Below are 26,476 nucleotides of genomic sequence, written 5' to 3'. Positions count from 1 at the left end.
AGCTTTTTCTGAGGTACGTGCCTCATTCTGCTTGCATGTGCCTTGAAACTGGGCAAATATTTTTGAACACCAAAGGATAGAAACCGACTCGATGCGACCAACAACCAAAGACCTCGCCAAAGCTGCCGGTGTCAGTCTGGCCACTGTGGATCGCGTCCTGAACAATCGCCCGGGCGTGCGCAAGAAAACCGTGAAGGCGGTGAATGAAGCAATCGAAAAGATCGGCTTTGTGCGCAACCTGTCCGCTGCCAATCTGGCCAAAAGCAAGAGGTATAGATTTCGGTTCATGCTTCCGCGCCGCGGGGATTTGTTTATTTCAGAGCTGCGCGAACGCATTTCCGAAACTGACCGAGGTCTTTCGGCCGAAGGGATCGAAATTTCGCATCAGGAAATTTCGCAGGCCGATCCGCATCTGATTGCACGCACATTGTTGAAGCTGTCGCCAGATAAGGTGGACGGGATTGCGCTGATGGCGCCTGAATCACCTCAGGTGCGGGATGCCGCTATTCGACTTCAGGAAAAAGGCGTTCAGGTTGTGCACCTCATATCCGGTCAGCTTGAAATGTCCGATATGGATTTCGTTGGCATCGACAACCGCGCCGCGGGTGCAACTGCGGCCCGCCTGATTGGCCGTTTCATTTGCGGGCGGCAGGGAAAAGTCATGGTCGTGTCAGAAACCATGAACGCACGTGACAGTTTGGAACGGCGTCACGGGTTCGATCAGGTTCTCAAGCAGGACTATCCAAATCTGATTGCGCTGCCCTCGCTTGAGACGCATGGCGATCAGTCACGAGCGCAAGAAATCGTCTTGAACACGCTGCGAAACAATCAAGACGTTATCGCTGCGTATATCATGAGTTCCGAGGCGCGCTCACCCCTGAATGCCCTGCATTGCAAAACTGATCCCGGTGAGTTGGTCGTAATCGCACATGAGTTGACGGAGCGTACACGCAGCGCGCTGTTGAACAAAGAAGTGGATGCAATCATCGCGCAAAATCCCGGTCATCTGGTGCGCAGCTCGGTCCGGTTGTTGCGCGCAAGGTGTGACAACCGCGAGATCATGCAGTCGCAAGAGCAAATACGCATTGAAATTCTCATCCAAGAGAATTTGATACCCGACGGATTTGCAGCAAGCTATAGCGCCCAATAGACGGCCAGCGGGATCGGATGTTTGATCCTGCCGAATTATCTTCGAACGATTACCCGCATAATCTTGTTCAAAAGCTCTCGCTGTCCAAAACTGCGGTTTTGCGCAGTTTTACTTCAGTTCAGCGCACGGCTTGGGCGTGCCACGCTTTCGGCTTTAGACCAATAACAGCACAATCACTGAACCCCATAGAGCGAGAAGGACGTTGCCAACTGCATAACCCAACCCATAACCGAGGGTTGGTACTTGGCTCTGAGCGGCCTCTTGTACGGCTGCCAAAGCGGGTGCGGACGTCCCTGCCCCACAACATGTTCCGGCCAGGACCCCTTCGTTGATCTTGAATATCTTGCGGCCTACAAAGATCGCTGATCCATGCGCCAGAAAAACAATTGCCAGCGCACCAAAAATCAGGGACGGGCCGCTTTCCAGTACACCAGCCACAAAACTTGTCCCCGAGGTAATTCCCACACATGCGACGAAGACACACAGGCCAACTGAATCGAATATCCAAAGCGTGGCTTCGGGAACAAATCCAAATGTGCGGCGAACCGAGCGCAACCAACCTGCGACCAGCCCCCCCAACAACACCCCTACCGAAGTGCCCAGACCAAGCTCAACTGCGCCATAATGCAGGGCTGGAATCCCAATCAAACCACCCAACAGGATAAAAAACGCAACAAATACCATGTCCGTTTTACTTGTTTCCCGGTCCAGATAACCCAACTTGCTTGCTGCGTCCTGAATATGGCTGCGCGTACCGGAAACTGTCAGGACATCTCCCATGTGCAATGGGACACCCCGAAAAACCGGTAGCCGTTCACCGCTGCGCATGATCCCACGAAGAAAGATAGTTCGGGCTTCGGGGCGGACGGAAAGTTCACCTAGGGTTTTGTTGACCAACTCTTTGTTCGTTACAACAATGTCGCTGGTTTCAACGGGAAGATCCAAAAGTTCAGGGTCTTCGACCTCTTCCCCCAGTAGGCCACCATGGTCAATAAGATAGGACCGCATCCCGGCGATCGCTGCGATATCTCCCTTTTGCAGGACCATATCCCGTGACGTCGGCAGGATTTTTTTGCCTCGGCGAACGCGATCAAAGAAAGCCCGCACGTGGATCGGAACCCGAGCTTCCAATTCGGCCACAGTGTGTCCTGCAAAATCAGGATTTACGCGATAGGCCCGCGCTTCAAAGTCACGATGCTCGGAATGCCACGGGGCATCGTCATCTTGCAGTTCAGATTCATATTCAGCACATGCGTCCCGCAGGGATCGCCCATAAAAACGCGGTGCAATCTGCGTGTGGAACACGATCGTGGCGATGACACCAACAAAATATGCAACCGCGAAACCTGTCGCGATTTCGGCTTCAAATATCTGCTGGCTTGCTGCGTCAGCACCTGTTTTCGCAAATGCATCAATGGCCACACCCAAAGTTGCGCTTTCAGTCGCCCCACCTGCCAAAAGCCCCGCCGCGACACCAACCGAAAGACCCATAAGTGGCGCTAGAAGGACCGCAACCAACAATGCAATTGCGCATAGTAGAACAGTAATCCCGATCTGAGGCAGGGCACCCAGGTTCAAGGAACGAAAGAACTGAGGCCCGGTGCGATAGCCAATCGAAAACAGAAACAACAGGAAAAAAGTCTGCTTCAGGTCGTCGGACACGACCACTCCGGTCTGCCCGACCAAAACACCGGCCAGCAGGCATCCCGCAACCGAACCAACAGTAAAAGAGCCGACGGAAATTTTTCCAATCGCGTAACCAAGGGTCAGGCTGCAAAACAGCGCCAATTCAGGGTGAGTTCTGAATATCGAAATGATTGCTTCCATGAAAACGACTGTCCCTCGGCCCTATCCTGTAATGCGAGTTCAACCGTGAATCGGTAGACCTTTTGAAGCGCGATACGATTGCACGTATCCCGTCGCAACGGCACGCACCGCACGCCCGATTTTCCGATATGCATCATCATCAAGATTTGCGAAGGACACACGTGCAGACCAGTTGGGCGCGTCGAACCCCGATCCGTTCAAAAGGACAATCCCGTGGTCCTGTGCAAGTTTGAACGAAATATCGAGCGGGTGGACGTTCTCTTTTATCCAATCCACGACTTCTTCACCTACATATTTCCGAAGCCAGAACTCAAAATCAATTATTCCATAGTATCTGTCGTACAAGGGGTTATCCGGTACTTCGATCCCCATACCTTCGACCAATTCAGTGAAGCGATGTTCAAGAATGCTCATGCAAAGCGCTTGATATGCCTTGTCTTCGTCCATCATCTCGACCAGAGAAAACAACGTCATCATCACTTGCTGAGGAAGTGAAAGGCCAGCCGTGTGATTCAGGGCGACATCCCGGCTGTCCGCAACAATTCTGTCTATGAATTTGAGTGTCGAGGGATCGGGTGTCAGGGTTTTGTAGCGTGCTTCGACGACCGCTTTAGTCTCGGCCGGGGCCTCGGCGATCATTTTGTCAAAAATGTTATCCTCGGCCACGAGGATGGTACCCAACCTCCAGCCCGTGCAGCCGAAATACTTAGAGTATGAGTAAACCCCGATTGTGTTTTCAGGCAGATGCGCCATCACGGATTCAAAGTTTGGCACAAAGGTTCCGTACACGTCATCCGTCAAGATGATCAGATCTGGCCGCCGGGTTTTTACAAAACTGACCAATCGCTTCAATACGTCAGGGCTTATTGCAACCGACGAAGGATTTCCGGGGTTCACTAGAAACAGGGCTTTGACCTTGGGATCTGCCAGTGCCTCCAGATCTTCATCCGTCAATTGAAAGTGATCTTCTTCCTCGGATGAGACATGCACGACATTCAGGGAATAGTCTTCAAGTTCTGGCATTTCGAGGTAGGGCGTAAAAATAGGTGTCCCCAACGCGATCGTATCGCCCGCGTTCAAAAGCCGTTGGTTTTTCAACGCTTTGAAGATATAACACATTGCAGCGGTTCCACCTTCGACCGCATAGATGTCAAACTTGGCATCAGGGCGATGGCCCGCACACATTGCCCACATCAAATATTCATGAACAATCTGTTCATTGTGAACGAGACAGCGGTCCGGCATAGGATAATGATCGCCAATGATGCTGTCGGTCAGTTCCAGCACAAAGTCATCCGCATTAAAATCGAACTTCTGAATTGCGAAATCCACGACACTGGCCAAGGTAGCCGCGGCAGGATTCGTACTTTCCGCATTGGCACAATAAGCCATCAAACGATGATAAGACCCCGGCCCTTGTGGCATTCCCGCCAACCCGACTTGTGGTTCATTCCGGTCTCGCTGCGCCTCGGTGATCGCGAATTGCCCCAAAAAGAAAAAGACTTCTCTCGCTTTGGTTGCAATCCAGTTCGGGTTTCCCCGACCAGCGTTCAGATACGGCAGGGTCGAGGCGCGTGACTCTTTCTGAGCCAGCTTGATAAGCTCATCTTTGATCTCAAATGGGCTAAGATCTTCGAACTTGTGTAAATCAAGAGTTTCGGACATCGGTTTTTATCCATGTTTATCAATATCAGAAATTACAATTTGATAGTAAAAACGGGTCACGGCATCTGTAAACAAAAACTCAGGATTATTAGCCAATTATGTTCCAAGCGATCAGCCCCGCTTGTTTGTTTTGTTGGCGCATGGCTGGTACTCGGCCCATCAGGACAACGGTTTCCGGCCTGTGGGGTTTCATTGGGGCTGCAGGATAAACGTGTCCCGCGAACAGGCCATCTTTGCGGGAATTGCTGTCATCGCGCCGTGTTCTTTCCATCCAACCACGCGCGAATGATTGCGCGGTGGCGATCGCGCCCGAAGCTTGGGAAGTGACCCCCATGCACAGTTTGTACAGGTAGATCATAGAGACGTACCATCGAGCGGTAATAATCGTCCGCATTGCTATGATAAGTGTCTTCGATCAACTCGCCATCATAGACAATATCGCCCGAAAACAAGATGCCTGTCGCGGCCTCCCACAAGGCAATTCCGCCCGGCGAATGACCTGGTGTATGGATCACCTCGAAATGCCTGTCCCCAAGATCGACGATATCGCCATCGTCCAGCAGGCGCGTCGCCTGCGCGCCGCTGACCGCATATGTATCGGATCGGTAGGGCAAGGGCGGTAGGCAGTCGAAAATCTCGTCCGTCACATAGGGGTCGGCCAACGTCGCCACGCGGGTTGGGTTCGCCAGAATATCGGCCTCGGCCCTGTGAACCGCGCGGTCCTCAAACTCGTGATGACAGCCGATATGGTCGAAATGGGTGTGGCTTGCGACCGCCGTCAACGCACGTTCGGTCACCAGAGGCACCCATGTTCGCAGCGACACAACACCCATACCGCTGTCGACCAGCATATCGCGGTCACGCCCACGCACATGCCACATGTTGCAGCGATAGAACGGCGTGATGAAAGGCTCATCGATCAGGGTGACGTCTTCGCCTTTGCGGGTGGTGCGGTACCAATCCTGCGGTTGCGCGCGTTGCATCAGGGGGTCTCCGGTTCGAACAGACGAAAATTCTCGACATCTGCGGATAACGATAGCACATCCCCCTGCGCCCACGCGCGGTCGGGCGCCAGATAGGCCGTAAGGTTCAGGTCCGGGGCACAGGCCGGTGACAGATGCGCCCGGCAATAGGTTCCGAAAAACGCCGCTGTAGTCACGGTGGCCTGCCCCATCGGGAACGAGCCCTGATCGTCCGCGCGGATATCCTCGGGGCGGAGGCAGATTGCGGCCGCCGCAGACGCTGGAGCATTCTGTGCGGGAAGAAGCCCAAAGGGTGTTTCTACACCAGCCCCAGATTTCACACCTTCTATATGGTTGTTTTCACCCATGAAATCCGCCGTGAACAGTGTTGCGGGGTGACGATAAACCCGGTCGGGCGTGCCATGATCTTCGATCCGGCCCTTACTCATGACCACGATCCGGTCGGCAATGGCCATGGCCTCTTCCTGATCATGAGTGACATGCACAAAGGTTGTTCCGATCTGTTGCTGAATGGATTTCAGTTCATCCTGCATGGATCGCCGCAGCTTGAGGTCCAGCGCGCCCAGCGGTTCGTCCAGCAGTAGAACGTCCGGGTTTACGGCCAATGCCCGCGCAAGCGCAACGCGCTGACGCTGACCGCCGGACAGGGCATGGGGACGTTTGAGCGCCGCATCCTTCAGACCGACCAGATCCAACATCTGTTCGGCGCGGGCGTGGCGGGCTTTCCGGCCCGTACCGCTCATACGCAGCCCAAAGCCCACATTGTCCCGCAGGGACATGTGCGGAAACAGGGCATAGTCCTGGAACACCGTGGTCGTGGGGCGTTTAACTGGCGCGACACGGGTCAAATCCTGACCGCCAATCAGCACGCGGCCTTCGGTAGGTTCCAGAAACCCGCCAAGGATAGACAAAAGGGTGGTCTTGCCGCAGCCGGATGGCCCCAGCAGGGTTACGTATTCACCGGCCTCGATCTGTAGGTCGATCCCGGACAGCGCCTGAAACTGACCGAACCGGTGATTGAGACCTGAAAACGTGACAGACGCGGTCATTGGCGGCCTTTCCGAAAGATGGTGAGTTCCAGCAGCAGCACAACCGCCACCGAGATCAGGAAGACGAAGCTGCCGATTGCATTCAGTTGCGGCGACAGGCCAGACCTGAGCAGCGACCAGATCTCAACCGGCAGGGTGACGTCAAAGCGGGTCAGCAGGAAGGAGATGATAAACTCGTCCCAACTGAGCGTGACCGACAGGAAAAAGGCCGCCGCAATCGACGGCAGCAACATCGGAACCGTCACCAGCATGATCACCTTGGGCTCGGACGCGCCCAGATCACGGGCCGCTCGTTCGGCATTTTGCTGTTGCGCCCCCATCGAGGCGTAGATGATGGCAAAAGCCAGCGGCAGGTTGATAACCACGTGCCCGATGGCGGCGGTCCATAGCGAAACGCCAAAGCCCGACCGCGTCAGAACGATCAGCAGACCCAGCCCGACGATCAGGTAGCTGACAGTCAGGGGGGCAATCAGCAGCCCTCGGATCAGGGTCGATCCCGGCAGAACGTGCCGCGCCAAACCGTATGCGGCCAGAAATCCAAGCGTTACGGCAACCGCAGACGACCCGAAGGCAACAAGGATCGAGTTGCGCAGCGCTGCCATCAAATCCTCGTCCCCAAGAATGGTCTGGTACCATTGCAGGGACGGTCCGTTAAACGGCGGCACCGGCAGCGTTCCTTCCTGAAACGAGAACAGGACCAGCACACCCACCGGCAGGTAGATAAAGACAAAAGCGGCAATCAGGTAAGCCCACGGCAGAAAACGCATCATAGCCGGTCAAGCCTTAACCAGCGGGCAGATAGCAGGTAGGCCAGCGCGACGATGCTCATCAAGACGATGGCCAGCGCCGAGGCCAGCGGGAAATCCGCACGTCGTCCCAATTGCACCATGATGACCTGTGGCACGGTTAGTTCGGTATTGCCGCCCAGAATCTGCGGCGTGACGTAATCGCCGATACACAGGACAAAGGTCAGGAATGCTCCGGTGACAATACCGGGCAGCGTGAGCGGCAAGATCACGTGCCGGAAGGTTTGAAAGGCGTTGGCGCCAAGGTCCATTGCCGCCCGGCGATAGTTCGGGGATAGCTGGATCAGGTTGGCATAAATCGTCAGGGTCAGAAGCATCACAAAGAAATGCACAAAGCCCGTCACCGTCGCAAAGCGCGTATTGGCCAGCGTGATCGGCTCGGCGATGGCGCCGATCCACATCAGGGTCTCGTTCACTACGCCTTCGCGCGCCAGAACCAGCAGCCACGCATAGGACCGCACCACATAGGAGGTCCAGAATGGCAGGATCGCCAGCAGCAGGGCCAGGCGCTGCCAGCGCGGCGACACACGAAAGGCAATGATCCAGGCCAGCGGATAAGCCAGCACGACCGAGATCACAGTCACCGCCAGCGTGATTTCAAGCGAAACCAGAACCGCGCGCCACAGATACTTCTTTTCAAGCAGCTCGGCATAGTTGGCCAGCGACAGGTCCCAGACAAGCGTGCGCCCTTCAAGCGAAGCAAGGCTCATCGCGCCCATCACGACGAAAGGCACGATGAAAAAAGCGATGGTCCACAGCAGGGCCGGAGTCACAAAGCCCCAGCCCCGGATCTGGTCCTTGGACATGCTCACTGCTGCAGAGTTTCCAGCCACAGATCCTGCATCTCGATATCCAGATCCGCATCCGGTGCAGGATATAGCTGTGTCAGCGCCAAATAGTCAGGCTGCTGATCCCAGCGCAGGATGTCTTTCTGCGCATCGGTCAGAACGTCTCCGGCCTTGGCATTTGCGGGCATTCCCCAAAAGCACGAAGACGTCGCCAAACGAGCCTGCCCTTCCGGGCTGGTGATATATTTGATGAACTCAACCGCCAGATCTGGGTTACTGGCCCCTTCAACCACGCCGATGGATTGTGCCCAGCGAACCGCGCCTTCCTTGGGGATGGTCCATGTCAGTTCCGGCTGTTCCGAGGCCAGCACGGCCGTCAGCCACTCACCCCCACCGACAACGATATCCACCTCGCCTGTCGCCAGCGCCGTTTGCGCCGCAACCACCCCCGCGACCGAGGCCGCTCGGCTTCGCATGGTTGACAGCACACCATCGATCTTTGCCAAATCTCCCGGGCCAATCGCATCCGTTGCAATGCCTTCGGCAATAGCAGCCAGCCCCATCACGGGCAGGTAGTAGTCATAGATCGAAATCCGCCCGTCATATTTCTCGGACCAGACACTGGTCAGGCTTTCCATATCCGCGGGATCGACCTTGGCCGAGTTGTATGAGATCGTGTTGTAGCCAAATTTCTCGGTCACGGCATAGGTCACGCCGTCGACTGAGTTGTTTTCGGCCATGACCACTTCGGGGAAGTAATCCGCAGTCGAGATCGCGCCCTCGGGCAGCGGGGCCAGAACACCGGCTTCGACTGCGCGGAACACGTCGATCCCGTCCACCACAAGCACATCCCAGTCGCCGGGTCTGGATTGCTCCAGCAATGCCAGCGCCGCGCCGGTTCCTTCGTATTCGCGAAGGTTGACCTTGACGTTATGTTCCGCCTCAAACGGCGCGATCAGTTCGGGATCAGTATGGTCGCACCACACCAACGCATTCAATTCGCCCTCGGCCCAGGCAGTGCCAGCCATCAAGGCCAGCGTCGACGCGCCAAGGATTTTACGTCCGGTTTGCATTCGTTCATCTCCTGTTGATTACGGATCGCCCGGTTTTTGTGTGGGTCTGTCCGAAAAAACTTGAACAGCCTCATCTTTTAAGTCAACTCTAAATTTGGATTTGTGTTACACGAGGTCGTTTTTCCACATGGCAGGATTACGAGAGCGGCAAAAAGCAGCGCGCGAGCGTCGCATTCTGGAAGCCGCATCCGCGAAATTCCGGTCACACGGCTATCGGTCGGTGAAAATCGAAGATCTGGCAGAAATGGCCGAAGTGTCGGTCGGCACGGTCTACAACTATTATGAGACCAAGGGCGACATTCTGATTGCCACCGTCGCCATGGAGGTCGAAGAAGTCATCGCCGCAGGCGCTCCGATTCTGGCCAACCCACCACAGCGCGTAGACGACGCGCTTCTGGCGTTGATTTATCAATATTACGATCACTCGCTCGAGTACCTATCCAAGGAAATGTGGCGCGCGGCGATTGCCCATTCCATCGAACACCCCAACACACCAAGTGGTCGGCGTTACGCGGAACAGGATCGTCGGCTTGCAGCACAGGTGACCGAATTGATCAGGGTTCTGCAGGGCCGGAAGCTGGTGCGCCAGAACCTAATCGCCACAGACCTGGGCACACTAATATTTGGCGCATTAAATCAGGCGTTCATTGAATTCGTCAAACAAGATGACATCACACTCGTTCAGCTCAGAACTCAAATCGCGGCACAGATCGCACCTGTCGCGTCTCTCATGTCAGGAGATGCCCCAGTGACAAATCAATAGGGTTTTTTCGCAAATTTCTTTGAAGGCAACGCAGGTTGAGCAGGAGAATCAATTTTCCTGCATCCTGTGTGAACTGCTGTAACGGGCGGAGTCTGCGCGTGAATTGACCATTGCTGATCTAGCGAAAGATTTGCATCCCAGCATTAGTCAGATCCGGCGACCACAGGGTCAGCGACGGCACAAAGTTCAGTCGGTGACTTCAGCCAGATGTTCAGTCTTTGGCAGCAAAATCAGACAAAACCAGTGTTTTCTCAAACGGCGTTTTCGCTTGCCTCGTTTAATACCGCCTGCGCTGTAACATCATCAATGACCAAAGTGCTGATATGGCCCCCATTTAGTGCAGCACGTACCGGTTCAGCCTTATCGATACCGGAGGCAACACCAATGCGGATCGGAACTAATTTGGCATCCTTCAGCGGCAGGCTGACAAGTCTGGAGTTAAGCGCGGTGCTGCACAGCTCACCTTCGCAATCGACCAAGTGCCCAAGCAGTTCCGCCCTGACCCCGCTATCGTAGAGCTGCGACCGGTCCTCTTCGGACAGGGGGTGCGCTTTGTAATAAGTCGCATCCTCTTCGGTTACAGCTCCCAGTCCCAAGAGAGAGACATTTGCGTTCCGCGCTTGGGTGAGCACATCGCTCACTGCACGCACTGACAGCAGAACATCTCGTTCGTCCTGCGTATCAGCATGTAAGGGCGCGTGGATCAGGGTTGCCGAACCTCCCAAACCGTCGGCGATACGGGTCGCGATGTGGTTCACATCGGTATAATGCTGGCCTTGCACCCCTCCGGTCATTGGCACCACGACATTCGACGCTGCTCCGCCCGGCTTCAAATGGTCCGCGACGGCGCTGAGCGTTTTGCCGCCAGATATTGCCAAAACGTCGGTGGGTCCAAGAATATGCTGCAGATGCTGCGCCGCCGATTTTCCGACCTGATCCAGCGTGATTTCAGCGTTTTCGGTTACGGTGTTGACCACAAGGCAAGCGGACAGCGGCCAGCGCTCCTTCATCTGGCGTTCCAGCTCGAAAAGACGTTGGAACGGGCTGTGGATGCGAAATTCGACCATGCCCATCTCGCGGCCCTGCTTGATCAGCCGGTTCACCTTGGCCGTCGACAATTTCAAGCTGTTGGCAATGTCAGCCTGAAGCAGCCCCTCTTGAAAATGCAGGGTCAGGACACGGGCGATCAGGCGCAGCGTGTCGGGATCGGGTCCGGATGCGTTCAATTTTCACTGTCCCTTCTGCTCACCAAATGGTTCGATGCCGCCGCCAGCAACAACGCGGTGCCAACGACCAGAGTTTGGAAATAGGCGGGCACCAGTGTCAACATGCCCACAGTCAAAGACATGATGATCAGCGCCCCGATAAAGGATTTCAGAACCCGCCCTTCGCCGCCGCTGAAGGCTGTACCACCCAACAGAACCACAAGTATAGCGGTTAGTTCCATCCCGTCGCCCGACAGTGGGTCGCCCAGCGACATAAAACTGGACCGCGCAATGCCCGCCAGCGCCGCACAAACCCCGACCAGCACATAAAGCAGGATCACCGTCCGCGCCGTATTGATACCTGACAATTTCGCAGCCGTCGGATTGCCCCCGGTTGCAGCGGCGTATTTGCCCAGTTTCATCCGATCCTGCGCGATGATCATTGCAATCGTAACCAGTATGGCCACCCAAAAGGCCCACGGCAGACCAAACAGCACACCATCTCGTCCATAATCGTTGAACCAACTGGGCATTTTCAGGTCGCCGCCGGATTTGATCGCCGAAACACCATCCTCAACCAGCAACAATGCGATGCCTTTATAAAGACTTAGGGTGATCAGCGTGGCGATGACTGGCGTGATCTTTAATTGGATCACAAGAAACCCGTTAATAGCCCCCAGCAGAACGCCCAATACAACGGTCGCAACAAAAGCCGGCAGGAAAGGTACCCCGTTGATTACGAGCATAGCATAGACAACCGCGCTCAGGCTCATGGCGCTGCCCACGGACAAGTCGATATAGCCCGAGATCATCAACAACGTGAACGCCCCGGCCAGCGTCAGGATCGGTGCCGAAATACGCAGGATGTTGATGATATTGCGCTCACTCAGGAAGTTGCCACGCTCGAACAGGGGAAACTTGTCCAGATTGGCGGTGCTTAGAACAACCACAACAAGGATCAGGACCAGATAGATGTAATAGTCCTTGAGGAACCGTTTTACACGATCGCCAGAACTGGGGTTTTGGGTCAGATCGGTCATTATGCATGTCTCCGGGCCAGAGCCCAAGTCTGAGCCATGATTGCGATGAACACCGCGATGGCCTTGAGGGTGAATTGCCAGTCAGGCGAAAGAACCAACCCGGTAGCCGCAGACGTCACGGTCGCCAATATGATTGCTCCAAAGAACATCCCGATCACTGACCCGAACCCGCCTGCAATTGCGACGCCACCCAACAGCGAGATGACCAGCGCGTCAAACTCCATCAGCATGCCACGGTTTGAGAACCCGGATTTGAATTCCGAGGCCAGCAAAATGCCAACAGCTCCGGCCATGGCCGCGCTGAACAGATACAGCTTGATGACATGCCGCGCGTTATCGACCCCCGAAAGCCGCGATGCGACAGGGTTGGCTCCGATCAGATAGGTCAACCGGCCAAACACCGTCTTGCGTTCTACAAAAACGGCCACAAGGATCAGGACCGTCATAAGCACAACCGGCAGTTTGATCGAAGTGCCGAACATGGTCATGTTCCCCAGCACACCGAAATCTGACGGCAGGTTTGTGTTACGTTGCGAGCCTTGCGTGACCACCTGCGCGATCCCCCGCGCCAGCATCATCGTGCCCAGCGTGACGATGATTGACGGCACCCGCAGCGCGACAACAAATACCGCATTGATTGCCCCGATCAGCATTGCGCCGATCAGGGCGCAGACCATCGCCAGCCAAGTCGGCATTCCCCAGCCCGAGGACAAAGCGTTCGCACCTTCGGTCGACTGCGCAAACCACACGGCCAAAACACCCGACAGTGCGACGATGCCTCCGACTGACAGGTCAAAGTTCCCCGAAACCAACAAGAACGTCACACCGACCCCGAGTGAGATCACCGCCCAGTTGTTTGTCACCAGGTTCACAACGTTCTGAAACTGAAAGAAATTCGGCACCAGAATGGAGGCTAATAGGAACAACGCCACCGCAGCTCCGGCGACAAGCGACGTGATGAACATCTCATCACTTAACCTGTTGTCCCGTGCGGCCAGCCTGCGGCCCGCAATTGCTTGGTCGGTCATGGCTTCTTTCCGCCTCCGCCGGTTACGACATTCAGAATCTGAGGAATATCGACCTCTGCTTCGTTTTGGATTTCAGCTTCAACCCGCCCGTCATACATCAGGAACACCCGGTCGCAGATGCCCAACACCTCTTCCAGTTCGGATGAAAAGATACAGATCGCGCGACCATTATTGGCCAGATCGCGGATCAGATCATAAATCTCGGACTTTGCCCCGACGTCGACGCCGCGTGTTGGTTCGTCCAGCAGCAGCATATCTGCATCCGCGAACAGGCACTTGGACAAAACGACCTTCTGTTGGTTCCCACCCGAAAGCTTTTCGGCGTACTTCTCAATCGAATTGGTCGCGATCCCCAGTTTACCGACATATTCCCGGGCAACTTCCTTTTCGCGTTCATCCTTAAACACACCGAAACTGGCAAGCTTGCGGATGTTCATGATCGGAATGTTGCGCCGGATCGTCAGTTCCGTGAACAGACCTTGCGTGCGCCGCTCTTCTGGGACCAGAGCAATCCCTGCCGCGATGGCCTCTTTCGGCGAGGAGGGACGTTTTCGGCCTAGAAAATCAATCTGCCCGTCCGCTTTGTCGGCCCCGTATATGGCGCGCGCCACTTCGGTCTTGCCCGCGCCAACGAGGCCATAAAAACCAACGATTTCGCCTTCATTCACATGAAATGAAACGTCCTTCAGAAGGTGATTGCTAAGCCCTTTGACCGTCAGCACCGGTTTGTCGGCAATTTCATCACGCGGTTCGTAGTCATGGGTGATCGCGCGCCCCACCATCATCTCTATCAACTCGGGCCGGCCGTTCACGTCCGCCAGAGGTTTGGTGGCGATGTGCTTGCCGTCACGCATGACGGTGACGTTGTCGCCCAGCTCAAAAATCTCATCCAGCTTGTGCGAGATATAGATGACCGTCACGTCCGAGTCCCGAAGCCTGCGGATTACTCCGAACAGGCGCTCGACCTCGCGTTCTGACAAGGCGGCGGTGGGTTCATCCATGATGATAATACTGGCCCCTGATGAGGCCGCGCGGGCAATCTCGACAATCTGTTTCTGCGCCACACTCAGCGATGAAACGCGCGCACTGGGGTCGATCGTCGGTTCAATTGCCGCGAGTGTTTTAGTCACCCGCTCCTCTAGATCGGACTTGACCAGGAAACCAAGCCGACTGGCCTCCATCCCGAGGGTCAGGTTTTCCAAGACAGTCAGTTGATCAACAACGTGCAGTTCCTGAAACAGCGTGCCAATACCGCTTTCGCGTGCATCCTGCGTGCTGCTGGGCGCATGATCACGACCCAGAATGGCCATTGATCCGCTTGTCGGGGCAAGCGCGCCTGTCAGCATCTTGACGATAGTTGACTTCCCCGCCCCATTCTCGCCGACCAGGCAATGCACCGTATTCCGGTCAATATCGAACGACACGGTGTCCACGGCGCGTACACCGGGGTAGTCCTTGGTCAGATCCCTGACGGACAGAGCTTTTTCCTGTGCATTGTCGGCAAAGGCAGTCTGCACGATCATTCCCTTTATTTTCGCAAGACAACAGTGGCAGCGAACTGGTCGCTTCCATGGGCCAAGCTTATCTGATTTTGAATAGGTTGCTACCAACGCCGGCCTCAGTAGGGAGGACGAGGTTACGACGTTGGCAGCAATTAAAGAACCAACCGGGCTGATCAGGTCAAAAGTCGGGTATTAGGCCTGATCGCAACGATAGGTTCGTCAGGGTCGGTTAGCCGCCGAACTGGTCCTTAAGCCACTGTTCTGCCTCATCTTTCGGCATCGACCAGTAAGATACAGTGTAGGCCTTATAGAAGAACTCTTCCGCTGTGTCTGAGGTTGGTGCGACCTTGCCATCCAGAACATCCATGATCAGGTCGATGCGGCCTTGTGCGGTTTCAACCGGCGGCAGGCCCATCGAGACTTTCAGACTGGAATTCGGATCATAGACCTGCTCGAATTCGACCGAGTCAAAATCGACGCTTGCCACGATTTCAGTCAGCGGTTTGCCGTTGTCGAACTTGCCACGACCCAGTTGCGCCAGGCCGGCCATAGTACCGACGGTCAGGTTAGAGGCTTCGGAATAGATCAAGTTCACCTCGGGCCGTTGGGTCAGCAGGTCGACAATGATCTGCTTGGCCGCTTCCTGACCCTTGCTGGAATCCAGCGCGCCCAGGTTTTCAGCGTCAGGATCAACCGAAAGCACACCTTCAGCAAAAGGCGCTGTCCGACCCGAGTTTACCTCGGTGTGGTTCGGCCAACCCAGTTGCACCATGACGATCGACTTGTCAGGATGTGCCTCTTTCCACGCTTTGGCCATCTGTGCGCCCATTTCGAACGACACTGCGGCTTCATCGCTGCGTGCGGTCGGGATGCCCGTGTCGGTGATCGGGCTGAAGAACGAGGTCATGACAATATCGTCGGCCAACGCGTCTTCGACGCCGGGCGTCGCGGCCTCAGCATCCCAGATGTGCAGAGTGGCTGCATCAAAACCGCCGGCGGCGATCTGGTCGACATTTTGAGTCATGACAGCAGAATCTGCCTGGCCGTCAAAGACCACAACCTCTGCACCATATTTTTCTTTTGCATAGCGCTCGGCCTCGGCCGCCTGAGATTGGTGAAATACGTTCGACAAGTCGGACACAAAGAATGCGATCCGCTTCCCATCATCAGCAAAAGCCCCGGCCCCACCAACAAAAGTCAGTGTCGTGGCCAGCAGACCCGCCTTGAGTACATTCCTCCGCTGCATTTTCATCTCTTCCCTTTTTGTTTCCTCCAGAGCGCGGCTGATCTGAAACAATAGGCATCAGAGCCGCAATTCCAGCCCGAACCTCTCCTCAGGAATCGATGCTGAAATATATTGCAGTATATGTTATTATTATCATTTTGCTTGCCTAGTCAACTGTTTTTGGCGCCCGATAAGCTTAAGAAATTTGTGGATCCGCTATTGCAATAATCTCATAAATATTTGAAAATAAACACATAAAGTTCATTCTCTTTAGAAGGGCGTTGCAGCACAGACGTATCCTGGTCAGCACAATGGTGACCGAAAAGAAAAATGCTCTGAATCACTGTTAGATTTTGGTGAAAAGAATCCCGCCGAGCTTACAGCTTCGCCAGCTTCTGAACGGAAATTCGCGCTTTTCCCTTCACGATTTCTTTGAACCGGACCATGTGCGGCATGCGCCCGTGACTGGTAATCGCCTCACCCCCGGACCAAATCTCGTGGATCAGAAATTCGGTCTTTTTGTCGGGTGATAAGAACACATCATAGCCCCGGTTACCTGCCTCTTGACGACTGGCATTTGCGAGATCTTCGATTGCGGTGCGCACCACTTCTGACTGGCCTTCTTCCGGCTCGATGCGCGCGATGATCACAATCTCCGACATGTCTCAGGCCCTGTTGCGGATCATGTCGGCCGCTTTCTCAGCGATCATAACAACAGGAGATGCAGTGTTGCCCGAAACGATTTTCGGCATGATTGACGCATCAACAACCCGAATCCCCCCAAGGCCATGCACTCTGAGATCCGTACCCACTACCGCCGATGGATCAGACCCCATCTTACATGTCCCGACTGGGTGGAAGATCGTGGTGGCAATGTCACCAACACCTTTCACAAGATCCTCTTCGGTTTCCATGGCTGGACCCGGCAGAACTTCCTCGGGCTGATAAGGCTTGAGGGCATTCGCCGTCATGATCATCCGCGCCTGGCGCACTGATTTCGCGGCAACACGCTTGTCATTGTCCGTGGACAGATAATTCAAACGGATATCGGGCTGGTCCGAGGTATCCGCTCCCTGAATATGGCAGGTTCCAATACTCTCAGGGCGCAGATTGCAGACCGAAACGGTAATGGCCGGAAACGGATGCAACGGATCGCCCAGTTTGTCAGTAGACAAGGGTTGAACGTGATACTCCAGATCGGGCGTCGCCAGATCAGGGTTGGATTTGGTGAACATCCCGAATTGACTGGGTGCCATGGACATCGGCCCCGATTGCGTTAACCCGTATTGCAGAGCGATCTTCGCCTTGCCGACCAACGAGTTAGCCATCGTATTCAGCGTTTTCGCGTTCTGTACTTTGAACACGGTGCGGATTTGCAGATGATCCTGAAGGTTCTCACCCACGCCTGTGCTTTCGTGATGCACAGCAATGCCATGTTCGGCCAACACATCACCTCGGCCAACACCCGAGAGTTCCAGAATTTTGGGAGAGTTGATCGCCCCGGCGGCCAGCAAAACCTCGGCCCCTGCGAAGGCATCATAGCGAACGCCTTTTTGCTGAAAGCAAACGCCTGTCACTCGCTTACCGTCGAACAACAACGTCTGTGTTTCTGCATGAGTCATTACGCGCAGGTTCGGGCGTTTCATCGCCGGGCGCAGAAAACCTTTCGCTGTATTCCAGCGCACGCCTTTGCGTTGGTTGACCTCGAAGAACCCGGTGCCTTCGTTACTGCCATCGTTGAAATCCGCGCGTGGTTGAATGCCAAATTCCTTGGCCCCTTCCTGCACAGCCTTCAGGATATCCCATTCCAAACGCTGCTTTGAAACCTTCCACTCACCACCTGAGCGGTGCATCTCACTGTCGCCCGCATGGTGATCCTCGGACTTCAGAAAATAGGGCAGCACGTCGTCCCATCCCCAACCGGCATTGCCCAGTTGACGCCAATGATCGTAGTCCGCCGCCTGCCCCCGCATATAAATCATGCCATTGACCGAGGTGCAGCCGCCCAGAACCTTGCCGCGCGGATAGACCAGGGAACGCCCGTTTAGCCCCGGCTCAGCGGCGGTTTTCATCATCCAGTCAGTGCGCGGATTGCCAATACAATAGAGGTAGCCAACGGGGACATGGACCCAGTGGTAATTGTCCGATCCGCCCGCCTCTAGCAGTAAAACCCGCGTCTTGGGGTCTTCAGTCAGGCGGTTTGCCAGAACACAGCCCGCCGTGCCTGCACCGACGATAATATAGTCGTATTCGCCATCAAGTTTCCGGGCGTGTGTCATGAAATTCTGGTCTTTCTGGTTAGAATGCGACGACAAGTTTGCCGATCATGCGACCGGTTTCGATGAGCGCGTGAGCCTCTTTCAGCGTTTCCGCTGACAAGCCGTTCAGTGTTTTTTGTTCGGTCGTTCGGATGATCCCGTCATCGACCATACTGGCAACACGAGCCAAAATCTGCCCCTGCCGAGCCATATCTGCCGTTCCAAACAGCGAACGGGTGAACATCAGTTCCCACATCAGAGCAGCGGACTTGCCCTGCAATGCCGAGATATCCAGCTTTTCCGACGTTTCCACAATGGTTCCAATGCGGCCCTGCGGCGCGATCAGTTCACACATGGCATCCCAATGCTGTGCGGTGTCGGCGTATTGCGTGATGTAGTCCACGGTTTCATGCCCTGCGGCCTGCACCTCGGCGATCAGATCGCGATGGTTAACCACCTGATGCGCACCCATGTCCTTGCACCAATCGACCGTTTCAGGGCGAGATGCAGTGGCGATCAGATTCAATCCAGTCAGCCTACGTGCAAGTTGCAGGGTAATCGAACCCACCCCTCCGGCCCCGCCGATAACCAGCAGGCTGGCCGGCGTTTCATTTGTGGGAACTTGCAATCGGTCAAACAGTATTTCCCACGCGGTCAGCGACACCAAGGGCAAAGAGGCCGCCGCGGCGGGGCCCATCGACTTCGGAGCAAGTGATGTGATGCGATGATCGACCGCCTGCAACTCAGCATAAGACCCTGGGCGATCGGCATCGCCAGCATACCACACCCGGTCACCTTTGGTGAATCCTGTAACGTCGGGGCCCATATCAAGCACAATACCTACGGCGTCATATCCCAGAATGAACGGCTCGGCATGGTCCTGCTCGGCTGCTGTTCGGATGCGGCGCTTGGCATCTGCGGGATTGACCGAGATTGCCTCGACCTCGACCAGCAGATCGTTGGGTCGAAGAACCGGCTCTGGCAGGTCGACATCCATCAAGCTGTCAGGCGCGTCAATTGGAAGTGATTTCAGAAATCCCACGGCTTTCATGCTGATTTCCTTTCGGTTGAAGTTTGAGCGCTGTCCCAAAACCCGCGCATGGCTTCGATAAGCGCAAGGTACTGCGCGTAGCGGTTATCGTAATGGGCTTTCATGTCCGCATTCGACTGGAACTCGGCCTTGCGGCGGGTCATCTGACCGATGGCCTCTTCGTAGGAGCCGTACGCGCCCGTTGCCACCGACACACCAATCGCCGCACCCAAAGCACCAGTTTCCTGCGCTTCGGCCACATAGATCGGTACACCAAGGCAATCGGCGAACATCTGCGGCCAGACAGGGCTGCGCGAGCCACCGCCAGACAGAACCGCCTGATCAAAGCTGACGCCTGCGGTTTTCAGAACCTCGATATGGCGGCGGTGCTCGAACAAAACACCCTCGAACAAGGCGCGCAACATGTGGCTTTCACCGTGCCAGCCCGCAACACCATAAAACCCGCCCCGGAACGACGCCCCCTGCCCCGAACCATAAAGGAACGGATGGAAGAACGGGTCATCCGCCGCAGGGGTGACCTCGGCCACCTTGTCATTGCAGAACCCAAAAGGATCGTCGTGATGCGCGCCGCGTTCGACGAATTCACGCACATACCATTCAAGATTGGCGGCCGACGTCGCGCTGGCCTCGATGTTCACGAACCGGTTGGGGCCAAAGCCCGACACCATGAACAGATCATCGTTGACGGCAGGTTTGTCCGAAAACACCTGATTGATGCTCCAGGTTCCTGCTATGATCGACGCCTCGCCCGCACGCACGACGCCCGAGCCCATTGCGCTGGAGACCACATCGAAATAGCCCCCAATCACCGGTGTGCCTTCGGCCAGGCCGGTTGCTGCGGCGGCCTCGGCGCTGACGGTTCCGGCGATATCCGCCGGGTCGATCAAGCGCGGGAGCATCTCGCGCGCGTCTTCCAAACCGTAAAGCGCCAACAGTGTGTCGTCATAGGTGCAGTCCGGCATCCGGGTCAGACCACTGCCCGACATGTCCGATATCTCGCTGACCTGCTCATCTGTTAGCTTGTAGGTAATGAAATCCTTGCACAGAAGCACAGTGCCGGTCTGTACATAAATCTCGAGCTGGTGGCGTTTGATCCAAGCCAGCAGAACCGGGGTTTGCGACGGCCACGGTTTTTGCAAACACAGCGCGTGCAGAGCATCCCCTGCGGCTTCGGACAATTCCTCGGCCAGACCGGCAGCGCGCGTGTCAAGCGACTGGATGCCGACAAGCGGTTCACCCGCCTTGTCCAGCAGGTACAGCCCGTTGCCATGCCCGGCACAACCGACGCCAATAATCTGATCCGACGTGACCCCGGCCTTGTCGATGCAACCAGAGATCACCTGCCGTGCATTGGCCCAAAGCTCATTCAGGTCACGCTCCACATGTCCCGGTTGCGGGGTCGAAGACTGACCGTCCAGCGCCTGCATCGCCACGGGCTGCCCGTTTAGGTCGAAGAGCACGGCCTTGATGACCGTATTCCCCGCATCCAGGCCCAATATGTATTGGTTGTTAGCCACGGTTATAGATATCCCACGCTTCTTCGCCGCTGGCCTTATCATGGATCATCGCCATCAATGCTGCCACAACCGCCTTGGGATTGTCGTGCTGATAGATGTTGCGGCCATAAACCATCCCTTGCGCACCCTGCGCGATCAGTGCCGCCGATTTCATCAACACGTTCTTCAGTTCTTCCTTACCACCGCCGCGCACCAGAACGGGCACGCGCGCAGCCTCAATCACGCGGTGGAAGTCCTCGGGGTTTTCGGTTGGGTCTGCCTTGATGATATCAGCCCCCATTTCCGAGGCCAGTCGCACCAACGTCACGATCTTCTCGGCGTCACCATCCACCTGATAACCACCGCGCACTTCATTGGGCAGCATGACCAGAGGTTCGATCATCAACGGCATACCGTATTTGTGACAGGCCGCGCGCACCTTGCTGATGTTCTCGACGCACTGACGAAACAGTTCAGGCTCGTCCGGCAGCATGAACAGGTTGACGACAACGGCGGCGGCGTCCATTTCCAGTGCGCCGATAATCGGCTCGTCTGCGTTTTGCAGCATCGACCACATCACCCGGTGGCGCTGATCGTTATAGGGGTTGCCCATGTCGATCCGCATCACCAGCGCGGGCTTGTCCTTTTCGGGGCGCGATTGCAGCAGGTCGGCTTGCCCATAGGCACACTGAATGGCATCCGGCTTGGCCCCAATCAGCGTGTCCATGACACCCGCCATATCCTCAAGCCCGACCATAAAGCTGGGCTCATTGCAGACCCCGTGGTCGATCGCCACGTCCAGACATCCGCCATTGGTAAACATCCGGTTCATTCGGGCTTTGGTACTTACACGCATTCTGTTCTCCGTTCCTTGTTTCGTGCGGTTAGAGTTTCGGCGGACACGCCGTAATACTCGGACAATTCATGTATAAGCGTTTGGGTCTGATCAGTGATTTCCTGCGGGCTGATACCGCGTTCGGCGGCCACAAGAGTTCCCAACTGGCCCAGCAGCGCATCCGAAATCTGCCCTGTGATCGCCAAAGCGGTCCGGCGCAGGACGATATCAGACAGGGTTTCGACAAATTCCGTGCGCAGCAGCCAAATAATCTCGGCCTCGGTATAAAGGCAGCCAGCCAACAGTGGCGTATCCTTAACCGATTGGCAGAACTGTCCCACATCGTCGGCGTGCGTGCCGTAATGTTCCATCAGGTGCAGCGCGCGGTCGGGCGAAATGTGAAAGTCCTCGACCAGCCTGTTTTGCAGCGTTTTCGCATCATCGGGAAACTGTGCTCCGCCCCCGATAGGCAATCCAAGGGTCGACGTCTTACGCGGTTTTTCAAGCGCGGCCAGAACCTTATCCGTGGTCTGTTCACCAAATGCGCGGAAGGTCGTCCATTTACCACCAACCATGCAGAACTGCGGCACCGATCCGTCCAGCCGCGTCGTGTAATGACCACGCGAAATCCGACCGGTGAAATCCTGATCACTGTGCGGCAGCGGGCGGATCCCGCTATAGCTGAACACAACCTGTTCGGCAGCGATCTGAATCTCAGGAAATACCAACCGCAGTGAACCGAGAATATAGTCGAACTCTTCCGGCTCACATCGCACGCGCGTTGCTTTGTCGACGCGAATATCGGTTGAACCCGCCAGCACCTTTCCCTGATAGGGAAACACGATACAGACCCGCCCGTCGGTATTTTCGAAATAGACCATATGACCGCCAAGCGCCTGCAACAGCGCCGGGTTGTCGATGATCAGGTGCGAACCCTTGGTGCCCGAGACCATCTGCTGACTGGCTTCGCCGCCCAGGCTGCGGACTGTATCATCCAGCCAGGCACCAGTGGCATTCACGATCACCTTGGGCTGAACTGGCAATTGCTGACCGCTGCGCCGGTCTGTCACAGCATAATCTTCACCGTCCCGCGTCATTTCGGCATAGTTCAAAGCTATGCAATCAGGCGCGGCGATCTGCACATCGCGGATCATTTCGACACACAGACGTTCTGGATGCGTGATCTGCGCGTCATAATACACGGCTGATCGAGTGGCCTTGGGCGTTAGCTCAGGCCAGTCGCTGCGCGTTCGCCCTGCGCTGTTGAAATGATGCTTTGGCAGGATACGCCGCTTGCGCGTCACCCAATCATACAGCGACAACCCCAGCTTGATCGGCATCGCACCACGACTAGAGGGTTTGCCCTGCCAACCGACAAAACTGGCCACCGCGTTTAACATACCCGAAAACACCGAAGTGATCGGAATGACCGTCGGCAAAGGCCGCACCATATGAGGAGCGTTCAACAGCAGTGCATCGCGTTCGCGCAGCGACTCCTGCACCAGATCGAATTCGCCATTCTCTAGGTAACGCAATCCACCATGGATCATCCGCGACGGCGCGGCGCTGCACCCCGAGGCAAAGTCGTTGCGCTCAACCAGCAAGACCCGCAGCCCCTGCAAGGCCAAATCCCGATAAACTCCAATCCCGTTTATGCCCCCGCCGATAACCACGGCGTCAAAAACAGCGTTCTCGTGCAGCTTTGTCAGGCATTGTTGTCTTTGTTCTGACATGGTGGTCCTGTTCGTTGCGGGGGCCTTGGGGTCTTAGCTGTCGAGATCGCTCAGGTGCGCGATAGCTTGCGCACTGATGTCAGCGGTTTCAGCTTCGGTCAGGCGCAATTGGCCCGCCTTGGCATTCTCGGCCGCCTGTGCCGCGTCACGCGCGCCGCAAAGCGAGAATGTGATACCGGGTTGTTGCACGGTCCAAGCGATTACCGTCTGCGCCAGCGTCGCGCCATGTGCCTCGGCAATAGGCGCGATGGTCCCCATCAGATTGGCAACCTTCTGGCGATTAGCCATCGAGAAACGCGGATTGTCCTTGCGCTGATCGTCGCCTTCGAACACCCGATCAGGACCGATCTTGCCACTGAGCAACCCTAGCGCCAGCGATGAATAGCTAAGGACCGACACACCATTCTCGCGGCACATAGGCAGCAGCGTGCCTTCGATGTAGCGCTTGACCATCGAGTATTCTTCCTGAATGGCGTCCAACTGACCGGAGGCGACATAAGCCTTGACCTCATCGACCGAAGTATTGCTGGCCCCGATAGAGCGGATTTTGCCCTGCTGTTTCAGGGTCTCTAACGCCTCCATCGTTTCAGCGATGGGGGTGGTAGGGTCCTGCCAATGGGTGATGTAGTGGTCGATGTAATCGGTACCCAGTCGGGTCAAGCTTTTCTCGACCTCATAGATAATCGCGTCCTTGCCCAGATAGCGATGCACCGGCTTGCCGTCATAGTCGAAGAAATGGTTGCCCTTCTGCGTATGCCAAACCAACCCGCATTTGGTGGCCAGCACCACCTTGTCGCGGCGCCCTTTCAATGCCTTGCCAACAATATCTTCGGCTACGCCCTGCCCATAGGCAGGGGCCGTGTCGATCAACGTAATCCCCGCATCGACCGAGGCCTGGATTGCGGCGATGGATTTCGCCTCATCCGTTCCGCCCCACATCCACCCGCCGATGGCCCAGGTTCCAAGACCGATCACAGAGGCCTCGATACCAGAGTTTCCGATTTCCCGCGTCAACATTTCAGGCGACATTTCGTGCTCCTTCCATTTCCCGTAAGACTGCAGTCGCTGTGCTCTCGTCCAAGATCAGCGAATTGAGAAACTTTCCGTTCAGTACCGCCTTGATCGGCAGCACTTTCTGCGCTCCTGCGGTCACCCCGATCACCCGCTTGCAATGCGCAAGATCGTTTGGCGACACCGAGACCAGCCGCGAGTTCAGCGCATAGTTCGAGACCGAGCCGTCGATATGGATCAGGTGGGCCAGAAACTCTCCGATCACGCCCATGCCCATCAGCATCTTACGATCTGCTTCGGGCACTGGGTGAAGGTCGTAGTAGCTGGAGCCTTCCGGCTCGATTGACCCAACCCCTACAAGCGCTACATTGGCGTGGCGGGCCAGATCCAGCACCTCGCGGATCGAAGAGACCTGTTCCAACATGTCCCGCTGATCGCGGCTCTCCGCAAATAGCGGCGCATGCAACAACATTGTCTTGCCGCCCAACCGCTCTGCCATCTGCGTCGCCAAGTGATTCACATCTGTATAGTATTTGCCCTGAATGCCGCCGGTCAGGGGCACTACAGTAACATCGACTGCGCGTTCGACCTCCAACGCTTCGACCGTGGCGCTGACGGCTTTTCCGCCAGTGATCGCAATAACATCACCTTCGCTAAGGTTTTCGATCAAATGGTTGGCAGCGGCCCGCCCGACTTGTTGCAGAGTTGTTTCTTCGCTACCCGCAACCGAAGGGGTGACGATGGCCTCAGACAGGCCCGACGACTTTGTCAAATCCCGTTCGATATCCATCAGTGTCTCGAACGGGCTTTCAATGTCGATCTTGACCATGCCCATCTTGCGGCCCTGTGTGATCAGACGGTTGACCTTCGAGTTCGACAGGTTCAGCGCCCGCGCGATATCGGCCTGTTTCTGGCCTTCCAGATAGTGCAGGACCAGAACGGTGTGGATCTGCCGGATCAGCTCAAAGTCTTTCTTCTTGTCGACCATCACCCTCGCCTTTTGTTCAGGTAATGGTCGATGGTCACTGCCGCCAACAGGATCGAGCCGCGGATGATGTCCTGCCAGTAGACCGACACATCCAGCAGCGCCAAGGAACTGGAGACCAACGACAAAAGGATCACGCCCAGGATTGCGCCAAGGATTGACCCCGACCCGCCATTCAGGCTGGCCCCGCCAATGACGGCGGCGGCAATGATGGTCAGCTCCAGCCCCAGCCCGAAGGTCGGTTGGGCCGAGCCGAACCGCGCCATGTAGATAATGCCTGCAATGCCACACAGAGTTGAACAGAGCGTGGTGGTCAGGAAGATCACCTTTCTGGTGCGGATACCCGAATAGGCGGCGGCCTTTTCGTTGCTGCCAGTGTAGAACACTTTGCGGAACATAGTCGTGCGCCGCAGCATGAAGTCAAAGGCGATCACGAAGACCAGAAAAATGACGATCACGATCGGGATCTGCCCGATGGTGCCCTGCCCGATGAACTTGAACTCGGGAGGTAGGGTATAAAGGCCCAGCGGACGCCCTCCAGTGAACAGCAGGCATGCGCCCCGCGCGATCACCATGATCGCCAGCGATACGATGAAATGGTGCAGCCCTACGCGCGTCACGAAGAACCCCATGAACGCGCCAATACCCGTACAGAGTGCAATTGCCATGGCCGAGGCCACCCATGGGTTTACTCCACTCAGAAACAGCCAGCCCGCGATCACCATGGCCAGTGCCGTGACCGAGCCCACCGAAAGGTCAATGCCTCCAGATATCAGCAGGATCGTCATCCCGATCACCAGCAAGCCATCCACCGCAAAGGCCATCGACATTGCCCGCATATTAGCCCAGGTCAGAAAATACGGTGAGGCAAAGGACATGATCAGGAACAACGCCAGAATGATCACGATCAATCCGGTTTCGCGCATCCGAAACAGCCGTTTCAGAAACGGCATATTGTCGGCCGCATCCGCTTGGGCCAGATTTACGGTGTTGTCCATTTTCG

General features: G+C 56.0%; 23 protein-coding genes. 2 read left to right on the top strand and 21 right to left on the bottom strand.

From position 1 onward, the window contains the following. Positions 1–91: 91 nt before the first annotated feature. Positions 92–1,150: a LacI family DNA-binding transcriptional regulator gene (locus GOV87_RS18670; RefSeq protein WP_171212765.1), complete on the top strand. Its 1,059-nt coding sequence runs from the start codon at positions 92–94 to the stop codon at positions 1,148–1,150. Positions 1,151–1,303: 153 nt separating this feature from the next. Here the strand turns inward: GOV87_RS18670 and GOV87_RS18665 are convergent, their stop codons facing one another. From GOV87_RS18665 to GOV87_RS18635, 7 genes are all read right to left on the bottom strand, one after another. Continuing rightward, positions 1,304–2,977 carry an aspartate:alanine exchanger family transporter gene (locus tag GOV87_RS18665; protein WP_171212764.1) on the bottom strand — a complete coding sequence of 558 codons (1,674 nt, stop codon included), beginning with the start codon at positions 2,975–2,977 and terminating at the stop codon, positions 1,304–1,306. 39 nt (positions 2,978–3,016) lie between these two features. Next, entirely contained in the window at positions 3,017–4,642 is a 1,626-nt protein-coding gene (locus tag GOV87_RS18660; RefSeq protein WP_171212763.1) for a bifunctional aspartate transaminase/aspartate 4-decarboxylase, read from the bottom strand. Between the two features lie 248 nt (positions 4,643–4,890). Next, positions 4,891–5,625: an MBL fold metallo-hydrolase gene (locus tag GOV87_RS18655; protein WP_171124720.1), complete on the bottom strand. Its 735-nt coding sequence runs from the start codon at positions 5,623–5,625 to the stop codon at positions 4,891–4,893. Next, positions 5,625–6,674 carry an ABC transporter ATP-binding protein gene (locus tag GOV87_RS20700; protein WP_171212762.1) on the bottom strand — a complete coding sequence of 350 codons (1,050 nt, stop codon included), beginning with the start codon at positions 6,672–6,674 and terminating at the stop codon, positions 5,625–5,627. Before GOV87_RS20700 ends, GOV87_RS18655 begins: the two co-directional genes overlap by 1 nt. Then, positions 6,671–7,444 carry an ABC transporter permease gene (locus GOV87_RS18645; protein WP_171126950.1) on the bottom strand — a complete coding sequence of 258 codons (774 nt, stop codon included), beginning with the start codon at positions 7,442–7,444 and terminating at the stop codon, positions 6,671–6,673. The genes GOV87_RS20700 and GOV87_RS18645 overlap by 4 nt, the downstream gene beginning before the upstream one ends. Beyond that, on the bottom strand, positions 7,441–8,286 hold the full coding sequence (locus tag GOV87_RS18640) for an ABC transporter permease (RefSeq protein ID WP_171124726.1): 846 nt from the start codon (positions 8,284–8,286) through the stop codon (positions 7,441–7,443). The genes GOV87_RS18645 and GOV87_RS18640 overlap by 4 nt, the downstream gene beginning before the upstream one ends. A 2-nt stretch (positions 8,287–8,288) precedes the next feature. Further along, positions 8,289–9,341, bottom strand: a complete 1,053-nt coding sequence (locus tag GOV87_RS18635) for an extracellular solute-binding protein (protein WP_171126952.1) — start codon at positions 9,339–9,341, stop codon at positions 8,289–8,291. A 127-nt stretch (positions 9,342–9,468) separates the two neighbouring features. Here GOV87_RS18635 and GOV87_RS18630 point away from each other — a divergent pair, with 127 nt between their 5' ends. Next, entirely contained in the window at positions 9,469–10,104 is a 636-nt protein-coding gene (locus tag GOV87_RS18630) for a TetR/AcrR family transcriptional regulator (protein WP_171124731.1), read from the top strand. A gap of 251 nt (positions 10,105–10,355) precedes the next feature. Here the strand turns inward: GOV87_RS18630 and GOV87_RS18625 are convergent, their stop codons facing one another. The 14 genes from GOV87_RS18625 to GOV87_RS18560 form a co-directional block, all read right to left on the bottom strand. Beyond that, positions 10,356–11,330 carry a sugar-binding transcriptional regulator gene (locus tag GOV87_RS18625; RefSeq protein WP_171124733.1) on the bottom strand — a complete coding sequence of 325 codons (975 nt, stop codon included), beginning with the start codon at positions 11,328–11,330 and terminating at the stop codon, positions 10,356–10,358. Continuing rightward, on the bottom strand, positions 11,327–12,349 hold the full coding sequence (locus GOV87_RS18620) for an ABC transporter permease (protein ID WP_171124735.1): 1,023 nt from the start codon (positions 12,347–12,349) through the stop codon (positions 11,327–11,329). The genes GOV87_RS18625 and GOV87_RS18620 overlap by 4 nt, the downstream gene beginning before the upstream one ends. Beyond that, positions 12,349–13,377 (bottom strand): ABC transporter permease, encoded by a 1,029-nt coding sequence (locus GOV87_RS18615; protein WP_171212761.1) that lies wholly within the window; start codon positions 13,375–13,377, stop codon positions 12,349–12,351. Before GOV87_RS18615 ends, GOV87_RS18620 begins: the two co-directional genes overlap by 1 nt. Further along, a complete protein-coding gene (locus GOV87_RS18610) occupies positions 13,374–14,900 on the bottom strand; it encodes a sugar ABC transporter ATP-binding protein (protein WP_171212760.1) in 1,527 nt (508 codons plus the stop codon). Before GOV87_RS18610 ends, GOV87_RS18615 begins: the two co-directional genes overlap by 4 nt. A gap of 208 nt (positions 14,901–15,108) precedes the next feature. Continuing rightward, positions 15,109–16,125, bottom strand: a complete 1,017-nt coding sequence (locus GOV87_RS18605) for a substrate-binding domain-containing protein (protein WP_217351022.1) — start codon at positions 16,123–16,125, stop codon at positions 15,109–15,111. A 356-nt stretch (positions 16,126–16,481) separates the two neighbouring features. After that, positions 16,482–16,766: a putative quinol monooxygenase gene (locus GOV87_RS18600; protein ID WP_171126955.1), complete on the bottom strand. Its 285-nt coding sequence runs from the start codon at positions 16,764–16,766 to the stop codon at positions 16,482–16,484. 3 nt (positions 16,767–16,769) lie between these two features. Continuing rightward, a complete protein-coding gene (locus GOV87_RS18595) occupies positions 16,770–18,383 on the bottom strand; it encodes a GMC family oxidoreductase (protein ID WP_171212759.1) in 1,614 nt (537 codons plus the stop codon). Between the two features lie 19 nt (positions 18,384–18,402). Further along, entirely contained in the window at positions 18,403–19,413 is a 1,011-nt protein-coding gene (locus GOV87_RS18590) for a zinc-binding alcohol dehydrogenase family protein (protein ID WP_171124747.1), read from the bottom strand. Beyond that, positions 19,410–20,930: an FGGY-family carbohydrate kinase gene (locus tag GOV87_RS18585; RefSeq protein WP_171126957.1), complete on the bottom strand. Its 1,521-nt coding sequence runs from the start codon at positions 20,928–20,930 to the stop codon at positions 19,410–19,412. The genes GOV87_RS18590 and GOV87_RS18585 overlap by 4 nt, the downstream gene beginning before the upstream one ends. Next, positions 20,923–21,765 carry a class I fructose-bisphosphate aldolase gene (locus GOV87_RS18580; protein WP_171124751.1) on the bottom strand — a complete coding sequence of 281 codons (843 nt, stop codon included), beginning with the start codon at positions 21,763–21,765 and terminating at the stop codon, positions 20,923–20,925. The genes GOV87_RS18585 and GOV87_RS18580 overlap by 8 nt, the downstream gene beginning before the upstream one ends. After that, positions 21,756–23,477: a glycerol-3-phosphate dehydrogenase/oxidase gene (locus GOV87_RS18575; protein WP_171212758.1), complete on the bottom strand. Its 1,722-nt coding sequence runs from the start codon at positions 23,475–23,477 to the stop codon at positions 21,756–21,758. The genes GOV87_RS18580 and GOV87_RS18575 overlap by 10 nt, the downstream gene beginning before the upstream one ends. Positions 23,478–23,510: 33 nt before the next feature. Next, on the bottom strand, positions 23,511–24,506 hold the full coding sequence (locus tag GOV87_RS18570) for an aldo/keto reductase (protein WP_171212757.1): 996 nt from the start codon (positions 24,504–24,506) through the stop codon (positions 23,511–23,513). Next, positions 24,496–25,476, bottom strand: coding sequence for a sugar-binding transcriptional regulator (locus tag GOV87_RS18565; protein ID WP_171212756.1), 981 nt, complete (start codon positions 25,474–25,476; stop codon positions 24,496–24,498). The genes GOV87_RS18570 and GOV87_RS18565 overlap by 11 nt, the downstream gene beginning before the upstream one ends. After that, complete coding sequence (locus tag GOV87_RS18560) at positions 25,476–26,471, bottom strand: ABC transporter permease (protein WP_171212755.1); 996 nt, start codon at positions 26,469–26,471, stop codon at positions 25,476–25,478. Before GOV87_RS18560 ends, GOV87_RS18565 begins: the two co-directional genes overlap by 1 nt. Positions 26,472–26,476: the final 5 nt, after the last annotated feature.

Source organism: Ruegeria sp. HKCCA5426, from assembly GCF_013034585.1.
In the GTDB taxonomy this organism is placed as follows: domain Bacteria; phylum Pseudomonadota; class Alphaproteobacteria; order Rhodobacterales; family Rhodobacteraceae; genus Ruegeria.
This window is presented reverse-complemented; position numbering and strand designations above follow the sequence as displayed.

Coding starts and splice junctions, on each gene's coding strand:
- GOV87_RS18670 (WP_171212765.1), top strand. CDS start 92: ATGCGACCAACAACCAAAGACCTCGCCAAAGCTGCCGGTGTCAGTCTG.
- GOV87_RS18665 (WP_171212764.1), bottom strand. CDS start 2,977: ATGGAAGCAATCATTTCGATATTCAGAACTCACCCTGAATTGGCGCTG.
- GOV87_RS18660 (WP_171212763.1), bottom strand. CDS start 4,642: ATGTCCGAAACTCTTGATTTACACAAGTTCGAAGATCTTAGCCCATTT.
- GOV87_RS18655 (WP_171124720.1), bottom strand. CDS start 5,625: ATGCAACGCGCGCAACCGCAGGATTGGTACCGCACCACCCGCAAAGGC.
- GOV87_RS20700 (WP_171212762.1), bottom strand. CDS start 6,674: ATGACCGCGTCTGTCACGTTTTCAGGTCTCAATCACCGGTTCGGTCAG.
- GOV87_RS18645 (WP_171126950.1), bottom strand. CDS start 7,444: ATGATGCGTTTTCTGCCGTGGGCTTACCTGATTGCCGCTTTTGTCTTT.
- GOV87_RS18640 (WP_171124726.1), bottom strand. CDS start 8,286: ATGTCCAAGGACCAGATCCGGGGCTGGGGCTTTGTGACTCCGGCCCTG.
- GOV87_RS18635 (WP_171126952.1), bottom strand. CDS start 9,341: ATGCAAACCGGACGTAAAATCCTTGGCGCGTCGACGCTGGCCTTGATG.
- GOV87_RS18630 (WP_171124731.1), top strand. CDS start 9,469: ATGGCAGGATTACGAGAGCGGCAAAAAGCAGCGCGCGAGCGTCGCATT.
- GOV87_RS18620 (WP_171124735.1), bottom strand. CDS start 12,349: ATGACCGATCTGACCCAAAACCCCAGTTCTGGCGATCGTGTAAAACGG.
- GOV87_RS18615 (WP_171212761.1), bottom strand. CDS start 13,377: ATGACCGACCAAGCAATTGCGGGCCGCAGGCTGGCCGCACGGGACAAC.
- GOV87_RS18610 (WP_171212760.1), bottom strand. CDS start 14,900: ATGATCGTGCAGACTGCCTTTGCCGACAATGCACAGGAAAAAGCTCTG.
- GOV87_RS18605 (WP_217351022.1), bottom strand. CDS start 16,125: ATGCAGCGGAGGAATGTACTCAAGGCGGGTCTGCTGGCCACGACACTG.
- GOV87_RS18600 (WP_171126955.1), bottom strand. CDS start 16,766: ATGTCGGAGATTGTGATCATCGCGCGCATCGAGCCGGAAGAAGGCCAG.
- GOV87_RS18595 (WP_171212759.1), bottom strand. CDS start 18,383: ATGACACACGCCCGGAAACTTGATGGCGAATACGACTATATTATCGTC.
- GOV87_RS18590 (WP_171124747.1), bottom strand. CDS start 19,413: ATGAAAGCCGTGGGATTTCTGAAATCACTTCCAATTGACGCGCCTGAC.
- GOV87_RS18580 (WP_171124751.1), bottom strand. CDS start 21,765: ATGCGTGTAAGTACCAAAGCCCGAATGAACCGGATGTTTACCAATGGC.
- GOV87_RS18575 (WP_171212758.1), bottom strand. CDS start 23,477: ATGTCAGAACAAAGACAACAATGCCTGACAAAGCTGCACGAGAACGCT.
- GOV87_RS18570 (WP_171212757.1), bottom strand. CDS start 24,506: ATGTCGCCTGAAATGTTGACGCGGGAAATCGGAAACTCTGGTATCGAG.
- GOV87_RS18565 (WP_171212756.1), bottom strand. CDS start 25,476: ATGGTCGACAAGAAGAAAGACTTTGAGCTGATCCGGCAGATCCACACC.
- GOV87_RS18560 (WP_171212755.1), bottom strand. CDS start 26,471: ATGGACAACACCGTAAATCTGGCCCAAGCGGATGCGGCCGACAATATG.